Origin of the sequence: Pseudomonas sp. CFBP13509 (assembly GCF_005233485.1) — a bacterium.
Taxonomy (GTDB): Bacteria; Pseudomonadota; Gammaproteobacteria; order Pseudomonadales; family Pseudomonadaceae; genus Aquipseudomonas; species Aquipseudomonas marginalis.
In genome coordinates this window covers 47375-72471 of record NZ_QGAA01000014.1, presented here as the reverse complement: position 1 = coordinate 72471, position 25097 = coordinate 47375, and the positions used below count along the sequence as shown (strand labels likewise).

At 60.3% G+C, this 25097-nt stretch carries 11 protein-coding genes; 1 reads left to right on the top strand and 10 read right to left on the bottom strand.

Going from position 1 to position 25097, the window contains the following annotated elements; all coding sequences use genetic code 11:
* Positions 1-2 precede the first annotated feature (2 nt).
* Complete coding sequence (locus tag PspCFBP13509_RS22180) at positions 3-4052, bottom strand: hemagglutinin repeat-containing protein (protein ID WP_242001088.1); 4050 nt, start codon at positions 4050-4052, stop codon at positions 3-5.
* Positions 4053-4462: 410 nt separating this feature from the next.
* On the opposite strand from PspCFBP13509_RS22180, the gene PspCFBP13509_RS22175 reads away from it, so the two are divergent.
* The gene (locus PspCFBP13509_RS22175; RefSeq protein ID WP_027608116.1) at positions 4463-4720 is read left to right on the top strand and encodes a hypothetical protein; all 258 of its coding nucleotides are present in this window, start codon (positions 4463-4465) and stop codon (positions 4718-4720) included.
* Between the two features lie 207 nt (positions 4721-4927).
* Here the strand turns inward: PspCFBP13509_RS22175 and PspCFBP13509_RS22170 are convergent, their stop codons facing one another.
* The 9 genes from PspCFBP13509_RS22170 to PspCFBP13509_RS22130 form a co-directional block, all read right to left on the bottom strand.
* Positions 4928-5503: a hypothetical protein gene (locus tag PspCFBP13509_RS22170; RefSeq protein ID WP_137212701.1), complete on the bottom strand. Its 576-nt coding sequence runs from the start codon at positions 5501-5503 to the stop codon at positions 4928-4930.
* Between the two features lie 2 nt (positions 5504-5505).
* Positions 5506-13884 (bottom strand): two-partner secretion domain-containing protein, encoded by an 8379-nt coding sequence (locus PspCFBP13509_RS22165; RefSeq protein ID WP_242001087.1) that lies wholly within the window; start codon positions 13882-13884, stop codon positions 5506-5508.
* A gap of 29 nt (positions 13885-13913) precedes the next feature.
* On the bottom strand, positions 13914-15635 hold the full coding sequence (locus tag PspCFBP13509_RS22160; protein ID WP_065947708.1) for a ShlB/FhaC/HecB family hemolysin secretion/activation protein: 1722 nt from the start codon (positions 15633-15635) through the stop codon (positions 13914-13916).
* Positions 15636-16090: 455 nt separating this feature from the next.
* Positions 16091-16573, bottom strand: coding sequence for a poly-beta-1,6-N-acetyl-D-glucosamine biosynthesis protein PgaD (gene pgaD, locus PspCFBP13509_RS22155; RefSeq protein ID WP_065924687.1), 483 nt, complete (start codon positions 16571-16573; stop codon positions 16091-16093).
* 2 nt (positions 16574-16575) lie between these two features.
* Positions 16576-17916: a poly-beta-1,6-N-acetyl-D-glucosamine synthase gene (gene pgaC / locus PspCFBP13509_RS22150; RefSeq protein WP_027608081.1), complete on the bottom strand. Its 1341-nt coding sequence runs from the start codon at positions 17914-17916 to the stop codon at positions 16576-16578.
* Between the two features lie 2 nt (positions 17917-17918).
* Positions 17919-19916: a poly-beta-1,6-N-acetyl-D-glucosamine N-deacetylase PgaB gene (pgaB, locus tag PspCFBP13509_RS22145; protein ID WP_137212700.1), complete on the bottom strand. Its 1998-nt coding sequence runs from the start codon at positions 19914-19916 to the stop codon at positions 17919-17921.
* Between the two features lie 12 nt (positions 19917-19928).
* The gene (gene pgaA, locus PspCFBP13509_RS22140; RefSeq protein ID WP_065924685.1) at positions 19929-22409 is read right to left on the bottom strand and encodes a poly-beta-1,6 N-acetyl-D-glucosamine export porin PgaA; all 2481 of its coding nucleotides are present in this window, start codon (positions 22407-22409) and stop codon (positions 19929-19931) included.
* A gap of 300 nt (positions 22410-22709) precedes the next feature.
* A complete protein-coding gene (locus PspCFBP13509_RS22135) occupies positions 22710-24206 on the bottom strand; it encodes a YdgA family protein (protein ID WP_065924684.1) in 1497 nt (498 codons plus the stop codon).
* A gap of 251 nt (positions 24207-24457) precedes the next feature.
* Positions 24458-25090 (bottom strand): hypothetical protein, encoded by a 633-nt coding sequence (locus PspCFBP13509_RS22130; protein ID WP_027608077.1) that lies wholly within the window; start codon positions 25088-25090, stop codon positions 24458-24460.
* Positions 25091-25097: the final 7 nt, after the last annotated feature.

The window sequence follows — 25097 nt, the reverse complement described above, 5'->3', positions numbered from 1 at the left end:
AATTACTTCTCCACAGTAAATATATTTAACTGGATGTTAGGATACCGCTCGCGAAACTGATTGACAATATTAGTACAACTTGGGCAAACCATTTTCTCTGAAATCAAATTTATACGCCCAGAAGTTTGTGAGTTCGGACCTAGACGCTGAGCTAAAGTTTCCAAAATTTTAAATTCTGTATCCATGTCTCGCAGATACCCCTCAGTCGTTCCAACATATTTAGACGTAGAAACTTGAGGTTTTAATATCCACGAATTCAGATCACCACCAGGCTTCGGCAAAAACTCCTCGACCCTATTATCAAACTGACTATAAGCTTTCATCACCATAGTCTCTGATGACAGCGCACCAACATCCACTTCAGCAAATGCGACGTTTCCTTCTCGAGGTAACCCTGTCCGAACATCACTAACCGCCGCCGAAAGCCTATCCCTGATTCTCGGCGCGGTGGAGTTAGATAGGTAGACTAGGCGTTCCCCCTCTGCAATCGTCCCAGTCGTTTTTGTGCCGTTTGCCCCTAGGACGAAAAGCTCACCTGACGCCTCCGTCGCCAATTTCCTTTTCGCAAAGGCAGCGGCAATCGCCGCCGAAATCCTCGCTCCCAGGCCTACACCTGTGAGCGAAAGGGCCGCCTCATCCACCGCCGTGACCGGTTCAGCCGATTTCCTAGCTAATAACAACAGCCTCGACATCGCGTCTTTTGAAGCCATTTCGTTGGTCGAGACGTTAATGATTTCTGTCGCATGAGCATCTGCCTGCTCCCGACCGTATTGAACCCATTTGTCAAATGAGCTCAATTCGCCATAAAGGCCGTCGCCCAAGCCATTAAAAAGGCTCGTGTCTACAAACTGCTCTTTGGTGGAGTTGAACGCATAAACTGCAGAACCATTGGCAATAATTGCGGTGCCGTCTTTCCACGTTAATGGAATCTTCTGTTCAGCCAATTCTTGAATCGCACCTCTGGCAATCGCCAAATCACGATCCAGCCAATCTCGCGTCGGGTCATTGCCCCAGTTCTTTTCAAGCGCATCTAAACGGGCGTTTTCGACGACATCGACCTTTGATCCTGCTGCCATACGCAGCAAGTCTTCCCACGAGGCATCCGATTTCGGCTTGCGCCAAATTTCCTCTAACTCTTCTGCTTTCTTCTTGAGTAATGGCACCTCTTGGGTCAGGTGAAGTTGTCGATTGAATACTTCGACGCCGTAACCGGTCCCGGCCCCGACAACAGCGCCGCCGGTGCCATTCCCGGCGCCTGCTCCAGCGCCGATCCCGGTCGCAACCAACGCAGTGATGTTTTCCTGGCTGACCTTAGATAATTTGCTGTTTTCCAGCGCCTTTGCAATCGAGGGCATCAAGGCGGCGGAAGCACCGGCCCCCAACGCGCCACTTTCCACGCTGCCGCTGGACAACCCCATGGCGGCACCTGCCAACGCGTGCAACATGACGCGTGCTGCTCCACCTTCTGCCCATGCGGCTCGGGTGGCCGCGTCCGATTTCGGGTTCAGGGATTGCGCCTCAGCGTAATCACCCACTCGCTTGAAGATCTCGCTAGACGCAGTATTGGCGACGATACCGACTGTCGTACCGACGGGCGCGCCACCAAGGCCCGCGGCGATCAGTCCCGTCGCGATATCGGCCATCATTTTCTTGTCGCCGCCGAACTGCCAACGCTTGGCTTCCGAATAAGCCAGATCGGCGGCACGGGCGGTATCAGCAGCACCAGGCGCGCCTGCGTCTGCTTGTTCCTTCGCCGCCTGCCCAAGCTTCTTGGCCTCATCGGCCTTCGCCCTGCCTACCGCACTGATCACCCCACTGGCCAACTGCGCCGAGCTTTGGATCAGGTCAATACGCTCTTGCATGGCCTTTTCATCAGGCCGGTCAAGTTTCTGATTGGCGTTGGCGGTGTCGCGATTCAACCCCACCAGGTCATTGGCACCTTCGGCATTGCGAACCACAATCGTGCCTTCGCTGACCGCGCTACGGGTGTAGCTATGGTCTTTCTCCTTGAGCGCTATCGGGATGCTGCCGCCCATCGAGGCACCGCTGGTACTGCTGGAAGACACCGAAATACCAGCAGACTGACTTTTGATCTCGCTGACATTCTTGATATCGCTGACGATCAGCCGATCCGTGCTGAGCCGGTTCTTATCAGCTGACGCCTCACTGGCAATCACCGCGCCTTGCAGGGTGGTGGTCTTGCCGACATTGATGTCGTAGCCGCCCGTGCCCGCATACAAACCGCTCTGGTCGGTCACGCCCTTGTAGTCGCTGTTCATATTCGCGGCGGCAAGGTTCGCCGAGCCCGCTACGGTAGAGCCGTAGCAGAACGGAGGGACGCAGATACTGGCGCCGAAGCCTGCGCTGCTCTGTTTGCTGCGCGACGACTCGGTGTCCTGGAGGGAGATGATATTGAGGTTTCCGCCAATATCTGCCTTGATACGGTCCGCACGAACCTGGGCGCCTTTGAGGGTGGTATCGCCACCGCTTTGTAACAACAGGCTGCCTGTATCGAGGGTGCTATTGACCTGAGTGACGGAGTTACCGTTGCCATTGTTCTTGGCACCCTGCGCTCCGAGGTCGAGGGTGAAGCCGTTTTGCTCGCCAATATTGAAGCTGGCGCCAATGGCGGTTTTATTTTTCGACCCTTCGTTTTTGCGGTCGGTGGTGTTCTGTGCGCTTTGCATCAACACATCGTTTTTGGCTAACAACAACGTGTTGGCGGCTTTCAAGCTGCTGCCGGTGATCTGGATATCACCCTGAGTACCCGCCGCTGCGCCCGTGGCAACGATCGACAAGTCTTGCCCTGCGTTGAGCGTGCTCTGCTTGGCGGTGACACTGTTGAATTCGCTGCTGTTCTTGCTGCGGTTATTGGCCAGTTCAGTACCGATCTTGATCAGCGAACCGTTGCCGGGCGTGCCGCCGGTTTTGTTTTTGAAGCCGGAGCTTTGCGCATTGGCGTCCGAAGCCTGGCCATTCAGGTTGTAGGCGGCGAGGGCTGCCTGGGCGATTTTGACTGCCTTGAGTCGTGGGTCATCAGCGCTACGGGCCGCTTTGACGGCGTCGCGCATGCTGGTGGCGGTGTCCACTACCGAGCCCGCGATCACCCGCCCAACCGCCAAGCTCTTGGAACTGTCCTTACTGGTCTGACTGGCCGTCTCCATCCCCGAAGTAACGGTGACATCAGCCCCACTCAACTCCATGTTCTTGGTGCTCACCAGATCACTGGCCACCACCTTCAACTCACGCCCCGCCGTCAACGACACATTGCCCGCGCTCGAACCAATCGTGCTGCCGGTCAAGGTCATTTCATTGGCCGTGCCGTTGTGCTTCGAGCTGTTTATGTACAGCTTCTGGTTGCCGGTCATGTCGTCCAGACCGAGCTTGTTGCCGGTCAGCAAGCCGGTGAGGTCGCGATTTTTTTCCTTGTGCATGTCGGTGCGGGCGAAGGTGTTCTGCGCCGCGTCGATGGTCAGGTCACGGCCGGCCTGGACGGCGAGGTCGCCGGTGCTGACCAGGTTGGAACCGGTGACCGTGGCGTCGCGTTTGGCGGCGACGGTGACGGTTTCGCCGGAGACCATGCTGCCCAGGGCGGTGGTGCGTTTTTCGTCGACTTTGTCCTGGACTTTGCTCGACTTCAGGCCGCCCCAGCTGCTTTTGCTTTCCTTGCGTTCGTGGCGGGCGCTGTCGGCGTTGCTGACGGCGAGGATGTTCACGTCCTGGCCGGCCACCAGTTGCGTAGCGCCTTTTTCGGCAGTGACGGCGCTGCCGGCCAGCAGCAGGTCCGCACCGGCGACGACGGTGCTGTTCGTCCCCGCGCTGACCAGGCTGCCGACGTTGTTCACGACGTCGGTTTCATCCAGGCGGAATTTCTTGCCCTGGGAGGTTTTCTTGGTCTTGCTGTAGAAGCTGTAGTCCTGGTCTTGCGCGGCTTTGAGCTCGAGGTTTTTGCCGGATACCAGGTACGCCTCGTTGCCGGCATTGACCTGGCTGGCGACCAGTTGCAGGTTCTGCCCGGCGCTCAGGGTGGCGTCGCCGCCGGCCTTGATCACGCTGGAGACTTGCTGGACGTGGTCTTCGATGCTTTTGATTTTTTCGAGTTGTAGGTCGAATGCTGCTCGTTGGCTGCCGCGATGGCGTTGAGGTTGGCGCCGGCTCGCAGGGCGACGTTGGCCTTTTGATGCCTTGCGTGTTTTTACGCTGAGGACTTATAGTCCGCCGGTCGTCCAAAAGGGCGATCGGATTTGGCGATCCGTTGACCGTATGCGAAAGCTTTCTGCTTGCTTGCAGGGGTTTCCGTACCCGCATCGCTGCTTTATGGCAGCTGTGCGCGGGAGACCTTCGGGTCTGCCGGAACTCGGTCCCGGTTCGCCAACCTGCGTACAGCTGTCACCCATTCGTTTGGCGACGATAGGTGACAGCTTTCATTACATCGACCGAGGCTTTACCTATGAATAGATACATGCCGCTTACAGGCCATGACTCAACCATCCCCGCGCTGGTGATCGACACGCAAGCGCCCCTAGATGTTCTCTATGATGCCGCCGCGTATCGCATTCGTGCGGTGACTCAGTTTTTGGAGAACCTCGCGTTTCGGGAAGAGATCAGCAGTGATGCGATTGTGCTTCACGATTTTGCGCTGTTACTGGCAATTCCGCTGCGAGATGGGTGTGATTTGCTGGATGTGATTGGCCGGAAGTTGAACTCAAAAATTTCATAAATAAAATGGGCGGTTATTTTAAAAACCGCCCAGCTTAAAAACTTCCCAGACAAATGAAATAAAAAAGCCAATTATTAAAGAACGTAACACCTCCAGATTTGCTTCTCCACAAGCATTCAAACAAAAACGTGGCCTGCCCCCTAATGGATAGCGCAATCACAGTTACGACAAACGACACAGTGAAATACTTGCACGTCACTGCACATCTTATTTAGCCTTTATTAATTGCATCCAATAGTTATATGTCTCTCGAAGCCGACCTAATGTCTTTGATCCATCAGCAATAGCGCACGCGAATGCATGAGCAACTCTTACTGGATTGGTAGGCAGCGAGCCAGATGCGGATATAACAGGCTGCCCGTAATCCGCCTGTTTCTTATTACCTTTTAACTGACTCCAGCTCAGTTCAGGGTTATTTCGAACCGCCACTTCACCATAATACATTCCAACTAAAACAGCCAAAGACATTGCCTCTTCGGATAGAACAGGTGTGTTCAAATCAGCCGTGCCGGCAATTGAATCATTTCCTGTTTCGTTAACCGTTGATGACAGTTGCTCTTTATAAATCCGTGAAGCTAACCACTCAGCCACACCATCTAAAGATTCCGGGGAAAAATCCGCGTTCCAGCTTTCATATCCCGGCGTATGCCAAACAGCTTGAATTAACTCATCTAAACAGTAGGGTTTATTAAGCATAAAGAGTTCATAAAAACTATTTAGCTCTTTCGAATTCATAGATGAAAAAAAATCTGCGACTGGCGTATAGGCGGTTGTAAATTCCATAATCAATGCACCTTAATTTTGATTCCCGCGTCGGACAAAGCTTTTTCAAGGGCTGGCGCAGGTCCAACGCGTCCTGTGACGGGGCTCCTATAAAAATTCCATGTTACCCCATTAACCATACCGCGGCTCAGGAGCTCCGTATCCTTCATCACCTGAAGGGCTGTATTGGCGTCGAGTGAAGTGTATCCAACCTTGGACTCATGAGCCAAAGCACCTGGAGCTAGCTGGTCGACGACACGCACGCCTTGGGTCGTTTGGAAGGTAACTTGAGACTGACCACCCAATGGTTTTAGGGCATCCTCCCCGATTTTCCCTGTTGCTCCAATTCCGGCGGACGGATTAGGAGAAACAATTCGCGTCGCTCTATCCTCGGTCAACGTGTAGTAGTTACCATTACCGGCCAGAAACACCTGATTGCCATTGGCGTCCTGCGTTCCGGTAGGTTTGTAAGTCCCACCACCGGGGCCGTTCACGGTTCCATCAATTTCTTGTGTGTAGCCTTTGGGAACATTAAAGCTCGCGTCGTTTGCTGCTGATTTTCCGGTTCCGACAACTTTGGCCTCTCCAGAAATCAAAGTCGATGCAGGCACTTTTGTAGTAGACGTTAACCCTTTTAATCCGTACCCCCCAGCAATCGCCGCCGTGATGGCATGCATCGTCATGACAAAATCATACTGTTGCTCAACTTCCGCCCGCGTTTTCTCAGAACGGCTCGCAAGGTCCGTTATCACGATGTCGTGGAGAATGCTGGCATCGTCTAAGCCACGTAATGCAGCCTCGGCATTTTTTGCATCAGCCGGGTAAAGTTCTTTATAAAGCAGACGGACAGAGACAGGAGCCTCGTATTCCGCAAGAGCCTGACGTGCAGGTTCGATCAAACGACCGCAAGCGGAACTGGACAAATTTCCGGTAGTGCAGGCATCGCGAATCGCTTCATCTCGATCTTTATCGATAACGTTTATATACGCGAGTTCATCTTTTTCTTTGTCAGTGATGGTGCCCAGCATTTGCTTGCGTGAAAGCACAAACTTACGGGTCGCTTCCGGCACGCTGAGATAGTTATTCTCAACCGCATTCCTCCCAACCTGAGCCGCTGCCACCGCATCCAGTGCGCCCTTGCCGGACAACGATCCTGAAAGGCCACCCGCCAAGGTCGCGAGGCTGGAGATCGTCTGCTTTTGCGCCTGGGTCAGGTTCTCGTTACTGACATCGCCATACAGGTTCTCTTTGATCAGACGTGCGGTTTCCTCTGCCGCCACAGCACCGGCTGCACCAGCGAGTGCTGAGTTACCGCCAGCCTTGGCGAGCACAGCACCCAGTACCGCATGGGCCATCAGATTGGCTGTAGGGTCGCCCTTGGTCCTGTCCCTGATTGTTTCTGCCAGATATGGCGCCGCCGCCCCCGCCAACGCCCCACCTACGCTGCCACCCATCGCCGCTTGCACCACGGCAGTCACTGCCTGGCTGGCCTTCTGGAAGCTGCTGCCAACGCCATAATCCTGCTGGGCACGCTGGCTGATCTGAGCCTGTGTCGGATTGGCGATACCCTCATCAATCAACTTCAGGCGCGTGGCTTTGTTGACGTCACTGTTAGGGTCGTCAGCGGCCCTGATCCTGGCCGCAGCAATCGCATCACCAATGCCCTTGGTCAACTCCATCGAACTCTTGATCAGATCCATGCGTTCCTGCATGGCCTTTTCATCAGGCTTGTCGAGACGCTGGTTGGCGTTGGCGGTGTCGCGGTTCAGGCCGACCAGGTCACCCGCGCCTTCAGGGTTGCGCACCACGATCGTGCCTTCGCTGACGGCACTGCGCGTGTAGCTGTGGTCCGAATCGTTCAGCGACATTCCATACAAGGCACCCGGCGTGAGGGTAGTCGCGCCGCCACTGTAGGAACCGGAGACGCTGACGCCGGCCGATTGGCTCTTGATCTCGCTCTTATTCTTGATGTCGCTGACCAGCAGCCGATCGGTGAGCAGCAGGTTTTTGTCGGCCGTGGCTTCACTGGCAATCACCGCACCTTGCAGGGTGGTGTTTTTCGCCACATCGATGGTGTAGCCACCCTTACCGGCAAAGAAGCCGCTCTGGTCGGTCACCGCCTGGTAGTCGCTGTTCATCTTCGACGCCGCCAGGTTCGCGGACGCGGTTACCGGGGAGCCATAACAGATCGGCGGAATGCAGATGCTCGCACCGAAGCCTGCGCTGTTCTGCTTGCTCTTGGACGTTTCGGTGTCTTGGCGCGACAGAATGTTGAGGTTGCCGCCGATGGTGGCATCGATACGGTCAGCGCGTACCTGCGCGCCGATCAGGCTGGTGTCCTGGCCGCTGCGCAGCACCAGCGAGCCGGTGTCCAGAGTGGTGTTGACCTGGGTAACCGAGCCACCCGAGCCAAGGTTCTTGGCGGTTTGTGCACCGAGGTCGATGGTGAAACCGTTTTGCTCGCCTATGTTGAAGCTGGCACCGATAGCGGTCCTGTTGCGTGAACCGTCGTTTTTGCGGTCGGTGGTGTTCTGTGCGCTTTGCATCAGGATGTTGTTTTTCGCGGACAGCAACGTGCTGTCGGCTTTCAACGTACTGCCGGTAATCGTCAAGTCACCCACAGTGCCCGGCGCATCGCCCGCGGCGATGATCGACAGTTTACCCCCGGCGTTGAGGTTGCTCTGGTGAGCGGCCTGCGCCGTGTATTCGCTGCTGCTTTTGGTGCGGGTGTTGGCCAGTTCGGTACCGATCTTGATCAGTGACCCGTTGCCGGCAGAGCCACCGGTCTTGTCCTTGAAGCCGGTACTTTGTTTAGCGAGATCGCCCGCCTGGTTATTCAGGTTGTACATCGACAGCGCCGCCTGAGCGATCTTCACGGCCTTGAGGCGCGGATCGTCGGAGCTGCGCGCCGCCTCGGCTGCGTCGCGGATGCTGTTGGCGGTGTCGACCACGGTGCCCGCAATCACTCGCCCAACCGCCAAGCTCTTGGAACTGTCCTTACTGGTCTGACTGGCCGTCTCCATCCCCGAAGTAACGGTGACATCAGCCCCACTCAACTCCATGTTCTTGGTGCTCACCAGATCACTGGCCACCACCTTCAACTCACGCCCCGCCGTCAACGACACATTGCCCGCGCTCGAACCAATCGTGCTGCCGGTCAAGGTCATTTCATTGGCCGTGCCGTTGTGCTTCGAGCTGTTGATGTACAGCTTCTGGTTGCCGGTCATGTCGTCCAGACCGAGCTTGTTGCCGGTCAGCACGCCGGTGAGGTCGCGATTTTTTTCCTTGTGCATGTCGGTGCGGGCGAAGGTGTTTTGCGCCGCGTCGATGGTCAGGTCGCGGCCGGCCTGGACGGCGAGGTCGCCGGTGCTGACCAGGGACGAGCCGGTGACCGTGGCGTCGCGTTTGGCGGCGACGGTGACGGTTTCGCCGGAGACCATGCTGCCCAGGGCGGTGGTGCGTTTTTCGTCGACTTTGTCCTGGACTTTGCTCGACTTCAGGCCGCCCCAGCTGCTTTTGCTTTCCTTGCGTTCGTGGCGGGCGCTGTCGGCGTTGCTGACGGCGAGGATGTTCACGTCCTGGCCGGCCACCAGTTGGGTGGCGCCTTTTTCGGCAGTGACAGCACTGCCAGCCAGCAGCAGGTCTGCACCCGCCACGACGGTGCTGTTTTTGCCGGCGCTGACGAGGCTGCCGACGTTGTTCACGACGTCGGTTTCATCCAGGCGGAATTTTTTGCCCTGGGAGGTTTTCTTGGTCTTGCTGTAGAAGCTGTAGTCCTGGTTTTCGGCGGCTTTGAGCTCGAGGTTTTTACCCGAAACCAAGTACGCCTCGTTGCCGGCATTGACCTGGCTGGCGACCAGTTGCAGGTTCTGCCCGGCGCTCAGGGTGGCGTCGCCGCCGGCCTTGATCACGCTGGATACTTGCTGCACGTGGTCTTCGATGCTTTTGATTTTTTTCGAGTTGTACGTCGAATGCTGCTCGTTGGCCGCCGCAATGGCGTTGAGGTCGCGGGTGGCAATCAGGTTGACGTCGCGTTTGGCATTGACCTGGCTGGCCACGGCGCTGATGTCGCGCCCGCCAATCACATGCAGGTCGCGGCCGGCCTCGACCACCGAGCCTTGCTGGGCGATGGTGGTGAAGCTGGAGCGGTTGCCGATGGCGCCGCTGTCGAGGCTTTTCGAGGCGGTGATGTTGACGTCGCCCGCCGCCTTGACTGTGGCATCGGCACCGCTCTTGAGCACGCCGCCGACGTTGTTGATGTTGCCGCCAGCCTGCATGGCCAGATCGTTGGCCGATTCGATGCGCGCGGCGCTGTCGACGAAGTCGCTGCGTTCGGTGCGGTAGCTGCTGGCGCTTTCGTGGGTGGTGACGCTGCGTTCGTTGAGCAGGTCGGCGCCGGCGGCGAGGTTGACGTTGCCCGCGCTGATCACACCGCCTGCGCGGTTGGTCAGGTTGTTGCCGCTGAGCAGGTCGAGGCGACCACCGGCTTCCATCAACCCACTGTTGGTGAGGTTGCTGCCGACGTTCGCCAGCAGGTTGCCGGTGGCGCGCAAGGTGCCGGCGTTGTTGAGGTGGCTGCCGGTGATCAGGTTGACGTCGGTGCCGGAAATCAATGCACCGTTGGGTGCCAGGCGGTTATTCGCCTGGGCCAGGTACAGCACCGGCACCAGCACTTGTTGCCCGGCGACGGTGGCGTTTTCCAGCCACACGATGTCGTGGGTCAGGGCAGCGACTTGTTCGGCGGTGAGGCTCACGCCTACGGACAAATTCAGCGCGTTTTTGCTGCTGATGGCGTTGTCCATCAGGTGCTTGAACAGGTCGGCGTCGCTGGTCTGGCCATCGATGAAGCGCTGGCCGGTGCGGGCGAGCACGGCTTGCTGGATCAGGCGTTGTTCATAGAAGCCATCGCCCAGGCGACGTTGCGCGGTGTCGGGGTCGTAGCCCAGCTTGGTCAGCATGTAGTCCGAGCTCATGAACTGGCGCATGTCGGTGAGCAGCGGGTTGGTTTCGATCAGGTACTTGTGCGGGTTGGCCGCGAACTGGCTGGTGGGCAGACCTTTGGCGCCATCGCTGTCGTTGAGGTGGAACAGGCCGTTCTGGCCGGTGGGCAGGTCGAAGCCGGGCAGGCCCAGCGGGTTGACCTGTTGCTGGGCAACGTCCGGTGGCAGTTGCGCGTTGAGGCTGACCAGAGTCGAGTAGCCCGGCGCCTTGGTGTTGGCGCCGCTGCCGACGTAGGTGTAGCCACCTTGCACGACACTGTTGTCGATGCCGACCTGGGCTCTCACGTCCACACTGCCACCGGCCTGGATCACGGCGGCGTAGCTCTGGTCGGGCACCATCAGCTGGGTGGTTTTGCGCAGGTCGGTCTTTTCGCTCTCCATCTTGCCAATGAACGACGCCAGGCCGGCTTCGACGCCGGTCATGTCCTGGCCTGCCGAATAGCGTTGAGTGAAGGCCGCGGCTTCACGGTACCAGCCTCCGGGCTTGCGCTCGCGGGCTGAGGTAAAGACGCGGTCATACTGGGTATCGTGGGTCACGACGCCGACGTTGGTGAGTTGGTTGACGATGGCCGTGAGGTTGCCGCCGGCGGCGATGCTACTGCTGCTGTTGAGCAGCTCGCCGCCGGTGAGCAGCATGTTGCCGCCCGAGGTAATGCTGGACGCTGCCGTGGCATCGCTGACGATGAAGTGATCACGCTGGGTAATCTGGAACGGCCGGTTCTGCTTGCCGCCTTCGCAGTCGCCACCGGTCACCCCGTCGATACAGGCGATGGGCGTGATGGAGGCGCTGTAGATGCCGGACTCGGTGGTGAGCACAGTACGGATGTTCTGGATCGTGCTGGCCGCCAGGATCAGGTTGCGCTCGCTCTCGATCGTCCCGGAGCTGTTGATGATGCTGGTGGCCAGGCCGCCCTGGCCGTCGCGATCGACACGCAGGTTGCCCATGGCGTAGATCGCGGCGCCGAGGTTTTTCAGGCGGTCGACCTTGAGGTTCATGTCGCCGCCACTGAAGATCAGGCCGTGGTCGTTGAGCAGGTTGTCCACCGAAAGATCCAGGCTGCCCTGGCTGGCGACGCTGCCGCCCACGGTCCAGTCCTTGCCGCTGCCGACCAGGGCGCGGATGCCGAGCAGTTTGCCGGTGGCGGTCTGGTGCAGGTTATCGACGTTGACGGTCAGGCGCCCGGCCTGGATCGCGGTGCTGTTGGTCCAGTTGGCTTTATCGAGGATCAGGTCGCCATTGGTCACCAGGCTACCGCCGACATCGTCGAGGCTGATGCCGCTGAGGTCGAGTGCACCCGTGCCCACGTGCAATACCTTGCCGCCGGTGTTCTGGAAGCGGGTGGCGGCGAGGCTCAATTGGTCGTTGGCGGTCTCAAGGCTACCGCTGTTGTTGAGCAGGCCGCCGATGGCGTAGCGGGTCTTGCCGGTGGTGCCGAGGGCGCGCATCTGGCCGCTGTTGGTGAGGCTGGCAGTGTCGACGTCGAGGGCGGTGGCGCTCTCGATCAGGCCACGGTTAACCAGGGCCCCCGTCAGGCTGACGTCGATCCGGTTGCCGGCGATCTCGCCGCCGCTATCCACATTCATACCGGTCAGGTGCACGCGATCCCGAGCAAACAGCGCGCCGCTGCCGTTGTTGAAGTCAGTGGCGTCGATCTGCGCATCACCGGCTTTGGCGGCGATGCGGCCACCGTCGTTGTCGAGGGTGCCGGCGGTGAGGGTCACGCCGGACTTTTCACTGTGGATCAGGCCGTTGCCGCCGTTTTGCAGCAGGCCGCTGGTGGTCAGGGTCAGGCCATCGTTGGCGGCCAGGGTACCGTTGTTGCGGTTGTCGATGCTGTTGGCGAACAGGGTCAGCAAACCTTGGCTGGCGAGCTTGCCTCCCTGGTTGTCAACGTGGGCGGCGCGCTGGATCAGCAACGGGCCGGCACTCGCCAGCTTGCCATTGCGATTGATCAGGTCGCCGATCAGGTCCAGGGTGATTGCGCCGCCACCGGTGAGGCTGCCGGCGCTGTTGTCCAGGGTATCGCCGTGCAGGGTGAAGGCACCGGTGCTGTCGATGATGCCGCCCTGGCTGTTGTCCAGCAGGCCGCTGACGGTGAGGGTCTGCGTGCCGTCGCTGAGCAGGCGACCGTTGTTGCGGTTGTCGACGCTGGCGGCGGTGACGTTCAGCACCTGCTTGGCGTTCATGGTACCGCCCTGGTTGTCCAGGGTATTGGCGGTGGCGCCGAGCTCGCGATTGGCGATCACCGTGCCGGTATTGCTGATGTGCTGGGCCTCGAGCTTGACGTCGCCGACGGTGTTGCGCGTGTTATCGGCGTTGACCCCGGCCTCGACGATGCCGCTGTTGGTCAGTTGGCCGTTGCTGGTCAGTGTGATGCTGTCGCGGGCGGCGAGGGTCTTGCTGTTTTTCAGGGTGCCCTTGGTCTGTGCCTTGAGGGTGGTGCCCGCGTACACGGCGCCCTTGGTCTCCAGGCTCGCGGCCTTGATGTCCACCGCACCGCTGGCGGCGGCCTGGGCCATGCTCAGGTGGCCGTTGGCGTCGAGCTGAATATCGCCACCACTGGCTGCCAGTGTGCCGTCGAGCTTCACACCCACGCCGGCTTCGGTGCCCACCAGTTTGATCGCACCGGCATACATGCCGCCCAGGGCCGACGAGTCGATGGCCAGTTCCGGCTTGGTGCTGCCGTCGTCGGCGCGCGCGGTGGTTTTCAGGCTTTGGGCGTCGACGTCATTGCGTCCGGCAATCACGGTGAGCTGGCGCGCATTGATCTTGGCGTTGATCTTGGCCGAACGGGTAATGATCTCGAAGCGGTCGACGTTGCTGGCGTTCAAGCCCTGGCCGTCGATGGTCACCGCACCGCCATCCACCTGGTAGCGGTCCAGGCGCCCGGCCTGGTCAAGAATCGGCTTGCCGGTGGTCAGGGTGACGTTGGGGGTATTGATAAAGCCGCAACCGTTACAGCTCACGCCATACGGGTTGGCCACGATGACCTTGGCGGACTGCCCCGCCACTTCGGTGTAGCCGCGCAACTGGCTGGGGCTGCCGCCGTTGACTTCGTTGAGGATGACATTCGCAGCGCCGCCCTTGAGGTTCGGGTTGCCGACGATGATCCCGCCCAGCTGCGTGCTCTGCACCATGCCCGTGGCGTTGTTGAGGATCACGCCGTTGGGACCGACGTTGTAGTCCTTGAACTGGTTATGGGACAGCCCGCTGCCATTGGGCGTGGCGATGTTCACCACCGGAACGCCGTTGCCCGCCTGCCCGAGGGTAGTGCCGGGGCCGCTGACCACAATACCCTCGGCCTGGGCCAGCAGCGGCTGCCAGAACAACGCGTTGGCCAGGATCAGGGCCAGGCCGCGTTGGCTCAGGCTTTTCAGGGCAGTAACAGGGCGAACGTCCATATTCAAAATCTCAAGGCAGCGGTGTTGAATTACAGGAAGAAATCCAGGCGGAAATAAATCGGCGCTTCGCGCTCGGTCACGACGCCAGGCCTTTCCAGCGAATGGGCAAACGTCACGCTGGTGCTGACGTGCTTGCCACGGGCAAACAGCTCCAGGGAGTTACTCGATACCCGGCCGTGCTGGTCATCGTTGTAGCGATCGTTGCGAATCACGCCCTGGTCGTAGCCGACGCTGGCGCCGTACTCGGCGAAGGCCGGGCGCATCCAGTCGAGGGTCACCGGGCGCGCCCAACGCACTTCGTTGCGCCAGTAGCCGCCGCTGTCGCCGTTCAACTGCTGGTCCTTGAAACCCCGCACCGAGTACGAGCCGCCAAGACTCATGCGTTGCGGCGCGTACAGCACGTCTTCACTGCGCTGCCCGGTGGCCAGGCTGGAAAAACTCAATGACTCGCCCCACAGCGTGAACGGCTGCAGGTAGCTCAGGGTGGCGGTGTATTTGCGGTAGCGCGGCGTGGGCGTGAGGTTGCCGCGGATACGGGTCTGCTCATCCTTTTGCGCATCGAAGGCACCGATACCGTTTTGCATGCCCACATCAAGGTTGACGAACGCGCTGCCGATACGGCGCCCGTGGCTGATACCCACCTGGAATTCGCTGAGGCGGTTGCTGCTGACGCCCAGGCGTGTGTCGTTGATGTAGTTGTTGGTGCGCAAATGAGTGAGGCCGACATTGACCGACGTCTTGCTCACGTCATCGCGATGCACCACACGCTCGGCGCGCAGCTGGTGATTCTGGCTGTCGCCCCATTGCTTGTATTTGAAGTCATCGACGCTGCCCGGCGTGCGGTAATCGCTTTCACTGTAGGTGTAACTGAAGTTCCACCAGCCCCACGGCACGTTGTAGTAGAGCATGCTGTTTTTCGAGGTTTTCTGGTGGTCGCTGATGGCATCGTGGCCGCCGCGCAGGATCAGTTGGTCGGCCAGGCCCAGCGGGCTGTCCCATTCCAGGCCCGCGCCCCACTGCTGTTCGCCGGTACTTTTCTGGCCGTCGTTGTTGCGCGACAGGCTGGCGCGCCAGGGTTTTTGCGGCTGGTTTTTGACCAGCACTTCGCTGCCGCCGATCTGGGTGCCGGGGGTCAGTTCCATTTGCGCCTGTTTGGACGGCAAGCGGCTCAGTTGATCCACCAGTTGCTCGACTTCGCGCAGGTTGAGGGCCTCGCCAACCTTGCCGGGAAACGCCATGGCCAGCTCGCGGTCGGTGACCGTGCTGCCCTGGGCGCCCTTCAGGCCTTCAAGTTTGCCTTCGACCACCAGCACTTGCAGGTGGCCGCTGGAAAGGTCCTGTTGCGGCAGGTAGGCCCGGCTGGTGACGCGGCCCTTGGCAATGTAGTAATCGGTGATGACCTTGAGCAGTTCATTGAGCTGCGTAACGCCCAGGCATTGGCCGATATAGGGTTTGAGCAGGCGGGTACGGTCGGCTGCGGAGAGGCTGTCGGCGCCCTTGAGTTCGATGTCCTGGATGGGGAAGCAGCGGGTGTCAGCAGGCTGTGCCGGGGCCTGTGGCTGATTGCTCTTGCCGGGCAGGTCCTGGAGCTCTTCCAGGCGCCGACGCTGCTCTTCGAGAAGCCGGTTCTGGCGGTCGCGGATAAGGTCCTGATCCCCCGGCGTAGGGGCGGCCAAGGCACTGTTGCCGCTCAAATAAGCAAGCAGCAAAGTGCATAGCAAATACCGAGTCCGTGGCAATAAAAAAGACATGTTCGGTCCGTCGAAAATCAGGGGCCGCGAAACTAACATCGAACTAGCAGTAACCCAAGAAACAGAGTCAGTTGCATGTCCGCGCTAGTTATTCACGCAACACATTGATTAATAACAATAAAAAATTATCAAAAAGATACACGGCCTGACACTGGAAATATTATTCCGACAGGCGGCAGCTGTTCTGATAGCGATTCGTCGGAGAACTTATAAGTTGCCATTACTTGGCCATCAAGTTCTTGCCGAGATAAGTTAGTACCGAAAAAAGCAGATAAGTTCGCGGGAGTTTTGTGAATTGGATCGCAATAATCGGGATCGGCAGGGTAAGAGCCCCATGTGGGGGGCGGTGCGACGATTCGACTTGCTCCCGATAGGGGTGTCAGCCAAGTATTCATTAGCTGATCCACCGCAATCGGGGGCAAGCCCCCTCCCACATTGGATTGTGGTTTACACCACTAGCTGGCGTCTTTGTTCTGAGGCGCGCCAGGCACGAGGGTCAAGCCTGGTTTTTCCACGTCGCGGGAGACGTGGGCTTTGACTTCCGACACGCCGCCGTCTTCGTCGTTGTGGATCACCAGTACGCCCGGTCGGCGCAGTTGCTCCAGGTCACCCTCGGCGAGGCTGAAGCTCTCGCTCAGGTTCTTGTCGGTGAGAGCCTTGGCTTCGGCGCGGCGCTGGGCGAACTTGCGCCCCTTGCGTTGCTGGTAGCGTGCCCAGGTGACCAGGATCACCGCGTTGAACAGTGCGATCCACAGGTAGACCTGCAAGGTATTGAGCGCCGCGAAAATCGGCGCCTCGATACGCGGGCCGCCGTGGGTTTCAAGCATCGAAGTGACCCCGCGCGCCAGCAGCCAGACCAGTCCGGCCCAGGCCATCAAGGTCAGGATCACGTCGATGATCCACATCACGGTACTTTGGCGAGTTCTGACCAGTTTCATGCTCAGGCCTCCTCTTCAACAGGTTTGATACCGCGATCTGGGCTGACCCAGCGCGCGCGCTTCTGGTGCTGGTTGAACAGCACCTTGGGGAAACTGACCAGGGTGGTGAACAGGCTGACCAGCCAGAACACCATCGGGTACCACACGGTCCAGAACAGGGTTTTCCACAGGTCTTTCTCGTAGCGGCGGTCGATCAGGATGCTCACCGCAAACTGCACCAAACACACCATCGCCAGCACCAGGCCGGTAAAGGCCGGCGGGACCAGGGAGTCCACCGTGATTGCCGGCGGCAGCACGATGAATTTGCCCAGGCCCCAGAAAATCACCGAAAGCAGGAAGGTGAAGGCCCAACCGGTGGACAGGCAGTATTCGAACAGCAGCGGCCACAGGTAGCGATGGCGCCATTGCCAGATGCCACGGATATTCTTGAACAGCACTTCGGCACCGCCCTGGGCCCAGCGCAGGCGCTGTTTCCACAGGCCACCGACGGTTTCGGGCATCAGGATCCAGCACAGCGCGCGCGGCTCGTAGAAGATGCTCCAGTGATCGAGCTGCAGCTTCCAACTGACATCGATGTCCTCGGTGATCATGTCGGTGCTCCAGTAGTCGATGCGGTCCAGCGCCTTTTTACGGAACGCCACCACCACACCCGACACCGTGAAGATCCGCCCGAACACGCGCTGGGTGCGCTTGATCAAGCCAATGATCGAGGAGAACTCGCCCACCTGCACGCGGCCGATCAAGGTCGAGCGTGTGCGGATGCGTGGGTTGCCGGTGACGGCGCCCAGGCGCGGGTTGTCGAGCATCGGCGCAACCATGTAGGCCGCCGCGTTTTTATCCAGCAGCGCATCGCCGTCGATGCACACCAGGTATTCGCTGCGCGAGGCCACCGCACCCATGCGCAAGGCCACGGCCTTGCCCTGGTTCTGCGCCAGGTGCAGCACGCGCAGGCGCGGATGTTCCAGCGCCAGGGCGTCGAGGACGGCGGCAGTGTTGTCCTTGGAGCCGTCGTTGACCGCGATCACTTCGATGTTCGGGTACAGCTGGCCCAGCGCCGCATGAATGGTGTCGGCGGCGTTATCGCCCTCGTTGTAGCAAGGGATGATGATCGAGATCAGCGGGTTGCCGGCCAGGGTCGGTGCCGGAGTGTCTTCCTCCCAGGGCCAGTGGCGCTCCCAATGCAGCCAGAAGTACAAGCCACCGGCGATCCACAGCGCCGACATGAACAGCGGGTAGAAAAACACGAAGTCCATCAGGAACTGCCCGGTGACCAGGAAGATCAGGCCCAGGGGCACGCCTAATACCAGTGCCAGCACGAATAAAGCCAGGATTCTGTCGAACATGGTCAAGGGTTCCATTGGTTGGAAAGGGCCGGACGCACAGTCTTCAGGTCCGGGGAATTTTCCAGGAAGTTGTCCGGGTAGTAGCCAAAACTCGTGACACCCTGGCGCTTGAGCACACCCATCCATTCAGCCATCTGCACAGCGTCGATATCCGGCGCGGCCTTGGTGCGCCAGTCTTTGGCCTGCAGTTCGAATACCGTGCGTTCCATCGCGCCGGGACGCACCTTGACCGTCGCCACCAGCTTCTCCAGCCAGGCATTGGAGGTCTTGTACTCCTGGCCTTCCATCAGCGGCATGGCCATCGGCGCGGTCCAGTCATAGGTCTGGAGGAAATCATCGAGGTTCTGGGCGAACCAGGCCTCGCTCGCCGGGTTGAGCATCGGCTCGGCGAAGATATTGCGCGCGGTCTGCACCTGCGGCCCACCGATGGCGTGGACCTTGGCGGTCAGCTCTTTGGTGAAGTCGATCAGGTAGCGGCTCTTGAAGCGCGTCCAGCGCTGCATCACCGCCGGGTCGGCACGCAGGGCCTGGATGCTGCCCGGCAGGCCGTTGGCGGCATAGGCCTTGAGCGCGGCGGGGCTGGCGTCTTCGAAGTCAGAGAGCACTGCGTCGTCGTGGTACAGCACGCCGTCGATGGCATTGTTGCGCGCCAGGTCTTCATAGATCTCGCCAATGATCTTGCGCACCTGCGGGTCGAACGGCGACAGGCGTTTATATTGGTCCGGGTCGGTGCCGACCTGACCGGTTTCCGGGTCCCAGCGCGTCACGCGGGGCAGCTTGGGATCGAGGGCAAAACTCAACACCGGCATCCACGCGTACACGGCGGCATGGGCACGGGTGTGCAACTGCCAGGAGACGCGGTTGAACAGGTCGGCGCGCACCGGCAAGTGACGGTTGGGGAAGTACAGTTCGTGCACCAGGCCATCCCCCTTGGGGTCGGCAAAGGCTTGCAGGAACACCGTACCGGCGCCCATGTCCACCACGCGCTGCACCAGTTGGTCGAGGTTGCGCGCCTGCTGGGCCGGGTCCGGGTCGTAGACGTTGTCCAGGTCCACATGCAGCACCCGCAGCGGTGCCGGGGTTTGCACGGCGACGATGCTGTTGGCGAAATGCTCGCCGTCCGGGTCGGAGGCCACCAGGAAGCGCGGGCTGTTCATCAGGTCACTGGAGCTGTCGAGGCCGTCTTCCAGGGTCAGGGCCATCTGGTAGCCCTGCTCGCCGACGATCGCCAGCGAGGTGCCCTTGGCAGCGCCGTACGGCCACACCCATACCCGTGGTTTCTTGCCGGTCACGGTTTGGATCTTGTTGGAGATCGCCGCGACATCCGCACGCAGCCGCGCATCGAACTGCGCCTGGGTTTCATAGCGGCCCGTGGCCGGGTCATAGCGCAGCGAGGTCGCCGCCGGCTCGAGGTTGCCCTGGGGGTTGGCCAGGATCCCGGTGTGGCTGGCGTCGGTGTGCGCGGCGATTTCCACCAGGCCCGATTGCGACACTTCGCGGATCTGCTGCCAGGTAAGGAACTCGCCGCGCGGCCGTGGCGAGCCGGCGAAGTCCACCGGTTTGTTCATCGGCGTGTCGATCCAGTAGCCCACCGGCGCCAGCAAGGCCGGCCAGCGATAGGCGCGCAGGATCGGCATCACGCGGGTATAGAAGCTCGAATAGCCGTCATCGAAGCTGAGCATGATGGCTTTGGGCGGCAACGCGGGGCCGCCACGGCGGGCGGCCAGGATCTGGTCAACGCTGACCGCCTGATAGCCGTTCTCCCGCAGCCAGGCCAACTGTTCGATCAATCGCTCGGTGCGCACCGCCACCACGGCCTGGTCAGGATCGCGGTCCGACACGTCATGGTAGGCAATGCCCAGGAAGTGGTTTTTCGGCCACGCCGCTTCGTTGGGCGGTGTCGGCCGCTCGGCGGGGGGAGTGAAAGGTGCGGGTTGCTGGGCGCAGGCACTGGCCAGCAATACGCCCAGAACCAACAAGCAACGGCTGAGGAAGGTCATGGTCAGGCTCTTTTAGAAACGGTAAGTGAGGTCGACGAGCAGACGCAGATCGCGTTCGCGATCCCCGTCATAAGGTCGGCTGATCAGGCTCAGGTTGGCGCCGGCGTCCAGCACGTCATTCCAGCGAAAGCGTTGGCCATAGCCCACCAGACCGATGCCACCGGTGGAGTAATCCCGCTGGCTATACGTACCCGCACCGACCTGGAACTGCTGACTCCACTGGGTCTCGTAGCGGTGATAGAGCACATGGTTGATGTTGAGGACGGGCAACACGGTAAAGTCCGACTTCGGATTGAAGTACACCGTGTCTTCCTTGCTGTTGCGGCTGGCGCCGACTTCCAGGCCCAGGTCCACTTGCACTTTCGGCGAGCTGTAGAGGCCTTCGCGGCCGCTGAGCAAGGCTTCGAAGCGGTCGTTGCCATCGCTGAAATGGGAGGGGCTGAGGGTGAGTTTCCATTCGCGGCTTTCGTTGGCGCGCCAGCGGATAAAGCCGCTGCCACCGTTGGCCGTGACCCCGTCATTCAACGCCCGCAGCGGCGTGGTGCTCAGCAGGTAGCCGAGGCTGCCGCCGTATTGCCAATTGTCGTTGATGTCGCGGGCAATCGACACCGCGGCGCCTTGTTTGGAGCCATCGCCGTAGGAATGGTTGGAGACCTCGGCTTCAATGGTCATGTCGCGGGTACGCCGCTCCACGCCCACGACCTGCCAGCGATGCTGGCCCGTGCCTTCGCTGAAGTCGGCCTTGGCATACCCGGCGCCGGCGAATACACGCCAGTCTTCGTCGATGGGCGGCGTGTAGATCCGACTCTCAATGCCCCAGTCGCGGCTACCCGCGACGGCGCCCGCGTCACTGTCATTGCCCCCGCCAAAACTTTTACCGGTATAGGCCTCGACCCGCAGCTCGGCCATGTCATGCACGTCGCGCAGGCGGCTCAGGCGCTGCACCTGGCGATTGTCCGGGTTGCGGGCGAGCACATCGTCGGTGAGCACGTCGAGCTGGCGCCACTCCTGCAGGTCCATGGCGGTGTAGGCCTGGCTCACTTCCAGGCCCATATCCCGTGGGGCCTGGGCTTCGGTTTCCTTCAGGATGCCTTCGGCACGCCGTGGCAGGTCGCGGGCGCGGTACATGTCAGCCTGGGCCAGGCGCAGGCCGACGTTGCCAGGGGCTTTCGCCACCAGCGCTTCGAGGCCGGCTTCGCTTCCCGGCAGGTCGCCGCCGTAGACGCCGGCCTGGGCCGACAGTTGCTGGGCGTCCATCCACGCGTCGTTGGGGTTGCCGATGGGCAAGCCCTTGAGCTCGACCCGCGGGTTCTGGCTGTTGGCGAGGCCCTTGGCGACCTCGTTGGCGTCCTCAGCTTTATCGCTTTCCTGCAAGGCGTAGAACAGCGCGGTGGTGTCTTCGACCCGATCATCGGGCTCGGCGTCGGTGGCGCTCAGGGCCTGGCGATACAGCGGCTCGGCTTTTTCCGGCTGGCGTTGGTCGAGGTAGGACGCGGCCACCCAGCGCACGGCGTAGGTCGGCAGTTGCACACCTTCGGCCTTAAGCACTTCGTACTCGCGGATCACTTCAGCGGTACGCGCACGGGCCTTGAGTGCGCCCAGGCGGTCGATACGCCAGCGCACCACATCGTCATGGGCGCTGGCGTCCGGGGTCCAGCGGGCGAGCAGTTTGTCGTAATCGGCCAGGGCTCGGTCGGCAATCACGTAGCGTTCTTTTTCGCTGCGGGTGGCGAACTCGGCCATGCGCACACGCTCGGCAGCGAGGTCGCCTTCCAGGCGGCGCTGGGTCACCGGGTCCAGCAGGCCAGGACGCTGGGCCGACAGGCGCAACGCGGCTTCCGGCAGGCGGGCCTTTTGCAGGGCGACGATGTATTCGCGGGCGACGTCAGGCTTGTCGCCCGCGCGGATAAACGCCTGGTCGAACTCGAACAGCGCATCGTAGTTGAGGCCGGCGCGGGTCAGTGCGTAGCCCAGGGCCATGCGGCGGTTAGGATCATCGGGCTTGGCGGCCACCAGCGCGCGGGTGCGTTGCACGGCTTCGTTGGCCTTGCCGCCGTCGGCCTGGGTCAGGGCCAAGCCCAGTTGCAGATCGACATTATTCGGCTCACGCAGCAACGCCTGGCGATAGACAGCCTCAGCCTGGGCCCATTGCCGCTGGTTACGATACGTACGCGCGACGGTGGCGAGCGCCTGGGTGCTGAGGTTGCGATGTTTACCCTGGGCCTCGTACACCTTCAGCACTTCGGCGTCCTGGCCGGCCCAACCGGCGATCACCACATGATCGCTGACCTGGCCTGGCGTCTGGCGTTCGGCAGACAGCTGGCGCAATTGGGTCAGGGCGGGGGTGAAGTTGCCGTTGCGCGCCTGAATAATCAGTGCGTCATAGGCCGGATCGGCCATGGCGAAGGCGGGCATCAGTAATTGGCTGCATAAGGCTGCCCCGACGAGCAGTCGCAACCGGCCTGATGCACTGAGTGGTAGGTTTCGCAACATATCGTGAGCTTCCTTACACACGGAAAGCTGTAACGATAGGTGGTCCTGAGCGAATTGCCGCAGGGTGCCGGCGTCCAATGACCCGGCCTAGCTTTCCTGTGTGAACTATCTCTTAGGAAAGTAGGAAAAAGACCAATCCAAAACAATTGTTCAGAATTGCGCAGCCTATCTGAAATGTGAATGTGGGAGCGGACTTGCCTGCGATAACGGGGTACCAGCCGGCACGTGCGCCGACTGTTTGACCCTTATCGCGGGCACTCCCGCTCCCACATTATTTATTTCCGGGTGATGGCGAAATCTTTACTGTGCGCCGCTGACCGCGCCGACCTTGGCCATCACAAAACCAATGAATTGCTCGACGGTCATCTTCTGGCCGTTGAAGGTCACTTCATTGTTGGCGTAGTGCAACTTGGACACCACGTCGCTGCCGACCAGGGTCGCCAACTGAGTACCGACCGCCATGCCGCTGACCATCTCAGCGGCCATTTGGGACTGCTGCTCGATGGCTTTCGCGTCGCTCACGCCACCGAGTTGCGCTTGCAGGGCGGCAACGTCACCGATCATCGGCTTGGACAAGGTCAGGTTGGCATCCAGCAATGCAATCATCTGCTTGCCCAGCTCAACCGGCGGCAGCTCCATGGACGCTGGCTTGGCCAGGTCCACCAGCAGGTTGAACTTGCTTTCGCCATGGGTGGTTTTCAGCGACAGGTTTTCCACGGCGATCTGCGGCTTGGCGGCCAATACCTGGTTGACGTTCGCTTCGGCCAAGGCTTGCTCGGCTTCGGTCAATTGCAGCTCAGGCGCGGGCTGGCCCGCTGCGGCAGCGGCTTGCACCGGCTGCATCTTGTCCTGGTACAGCTTGGTCAACACCAGCATGGCCGGGATGTCGACGTTCTTCATGCTCAGGGCCATGGCCGCCGAACCCACGGGTTTGCCCTGGTAACCGATCTCGTCGATCTTGTAGTCGACACGGCCGGCCAGGTTGTTGTCCTTGGTTTCGCTGGAGTCTTTCTGCTCGAAGCCTTTGACCGTCAGCACGGCTTTCTGCGGGCCGAAGGTGAACGTGCTGTCGGTCAGCTCAACGGTGTTTTGCCCGGTGTAGAAGCCAAAGGTGGATTTTTCCAGGTTGCTGGCGATGGTCAGGCCAGCCAGTTCGGCCTCGAAGGCGTCGCCCTTGGCATCTACCGCTGCGATCTTGAGGCTGTTCATGAAGCCGTCGGCCTTGACCTTCTGGCCTTCGGCGGTGCTGTCGAAATTCAGGTTGGCGCCGGAGAAGTTCACCGAAGACGTGTCGTCCTTGAACGTCAGGGGCAGCAATTCGATGTTGCCGTTGACCGAGCGGCTGTAGCCGATATTGGCCACGCCCTTGAGCGGCGACACGTCTTTGGCGGCGGCGAACCACTTCTCGGTGGTGGGGTTCTTTTCCAGCTCATAGTGACTGGTGGCCATGACCGGCAGCCATTTGAGCGTCACCAGGCGCGAGAACGGCAGCGGTCCGTGTTCGATATGGTCGACGAAGAGCAATTCGGGATTGGGGTTTTCTTCGCCGAACACCGAGCCTTGGCCTTTCAGGCGGTAGTGCGCGGTGCTGCTGAACACGCCACGCTCCAGGGACACCAGCTCCAGGGCCACGGTGCCATCGACGCCGGCCATGGAGGTCTGCAGTTCCTTGTTGGCGTTCTGGATCGCGGTTTGCAGCACCGGTTCCAGTTGTTTACCGGTGTACCAGGCGCCGCCTGCACTGACGACGCCTACGGCGACAACTAAACCCAAAAGAACGACTGCTGGCTTATTCATGAAGTGACCTGATCAAATCCTGTGAGAAGTGGGCTGTCTTCCTTGAACCCTGTTGGGGTTGGCTCAAGCCCGCCGAAAAATCCGGGAGAGGTTAGCATAGGCTCCGTAGCAGCGGTCGAGCGCAGCGAGGCCGCGTTCGACTGCGAAGCAGTCGTAAAACCACGCACCTTGGCTTATCAAAAACCGTGCGTGCTGGTTTTACGAGGACTTCGTCCTCGAACGCGGCCTCGTTCTACTCGACCACTGCTACGTCAGGAATACTCCAATTCGATCTCGTCGAGCTGGTGGTCAAAACTCTTCAGGCGTGCGGTCCAGGTGTACACCAGCACCTCAAACTCGCGGTGTATCACCGCATTGCCGGGCGTGTCGGACTTGGGGTCGCAGAAGTCCAGTTGGTAGCGCTCACGGGCCATCTGCGTGGCAACGTCGGACAATTCCCGCGCATTATTCAGCCAATGCCGGCCATCGGCGACCTGCCGATCGAGGGCCACACACTGTTTTTTCAGGACTTCGAGGCTTTTTTCCAGGGGCGTGCCGGTAAGGTCGCCCATGACTTCCTGGAAGGTGCGCCCCGGCTGCCAATAGCTGCCCCAGAAATAGCGGTCGAACACGGTTTCGACTCGACGCAGGGCGACCTTGGTGTCCCAGATCGCTACGCGGGTCTTGCCTTGCTCGAGGAGTTTTTTCTTCACGCGTTGGTTCTGGTAGGACGCCCAGGCCACCACGCCGATGGACAGGGAGCCGATCACCAGGCAGGCGCTGTCGAGAAACACCATGGCCTTGTCGAGTTGATGGGCGAGCATGACGCCGTAGAAATACGCGGCCGATAACAACACCAGTGCGAAGAGCACGCACCAGAAAGCGGGAGCATAAGGGTTTTTCATTATTGGA

What these genes read in the sequence shown, in the direction of transcription:
- pgaB (WP_137212700.1), bottom strand. Translation starts at nt 19,916, where the DNA reads ATGACCTTCCTCAGCCGTTGCTTGTTGGTTCTGGGCGTATTGCTGGCC.
- pgaC (WP_027608081.1), bottom strand. Translation starts at nt 17,916, where the DNA reads ATGTTCGACAGAATCCTGGCTTTATTCGTGCTGGCACTGGTATTAGGC.
- PspCFBP13509_RS22165 (WP_242001087.1), bottom strand. Translation starts at nt 13,884, where the DNA reads ATGGACGTTCGCCCTGTTACTGCCCTGAAAAGCCTGAGCCAACGCGGC.
- pgaA (WP_065924685.1), bottom strand. Translation starts at nt 22,409, where the DNA reads ATGTTGCGAAACCTACCACTCAGTGCATCAGGCCGGTTGCGACTGCTC.
- PspCFBP13509_RS22175 (WP_027608116.1), top strand. Translation starts at nt 4,463, where the DNA reads ATGCCGCTTACAGGCCATGACTCAACCATCCCCGCGCTGGTGATCGAC.
- PspCFBP13509_RS22130 (WP_027608077.1), bottom strand. Translation starts at nt 25,090, where the DNA reads ATGAAAAACCCTTATGCTCCCGCTTTCTGGTGCGTGCTCTTCGCACTG.
- PspCFBP13509_RS22160 (WP_065947708.1), bottom strand. Translation starts at nt 15,635, where the DNA reads ATGTCTTTTTTATTGCCACGGACTCGGTATTTGCTATGCACTTTGCTG.
- pgaD (WP_065924687.1), bottom strand. Translation starts at nt 16,573, where the DNA reads ATGAAACTGGTCAGAACTCGCCAAAGTACCGTGATGTGGATCATCGAC.
- PspCFBP13509_RS22170 (WP_137212701.1), bottom strand. Translation starts at nt 5,503, where the DNA reads ATGGAATTTACAACCGCCTATACGCCAGTCGCAGATTTTTTTTCATCT.
- PspCFBP13509_RS22135 (WP_065924684.1), bottom strand. Translation starts at nt 24,206, where the DNA reads ATGAATAAGCCAGCAGTCGTTCTTTTGGGTTTAGTTGTCGCCGTAGGC.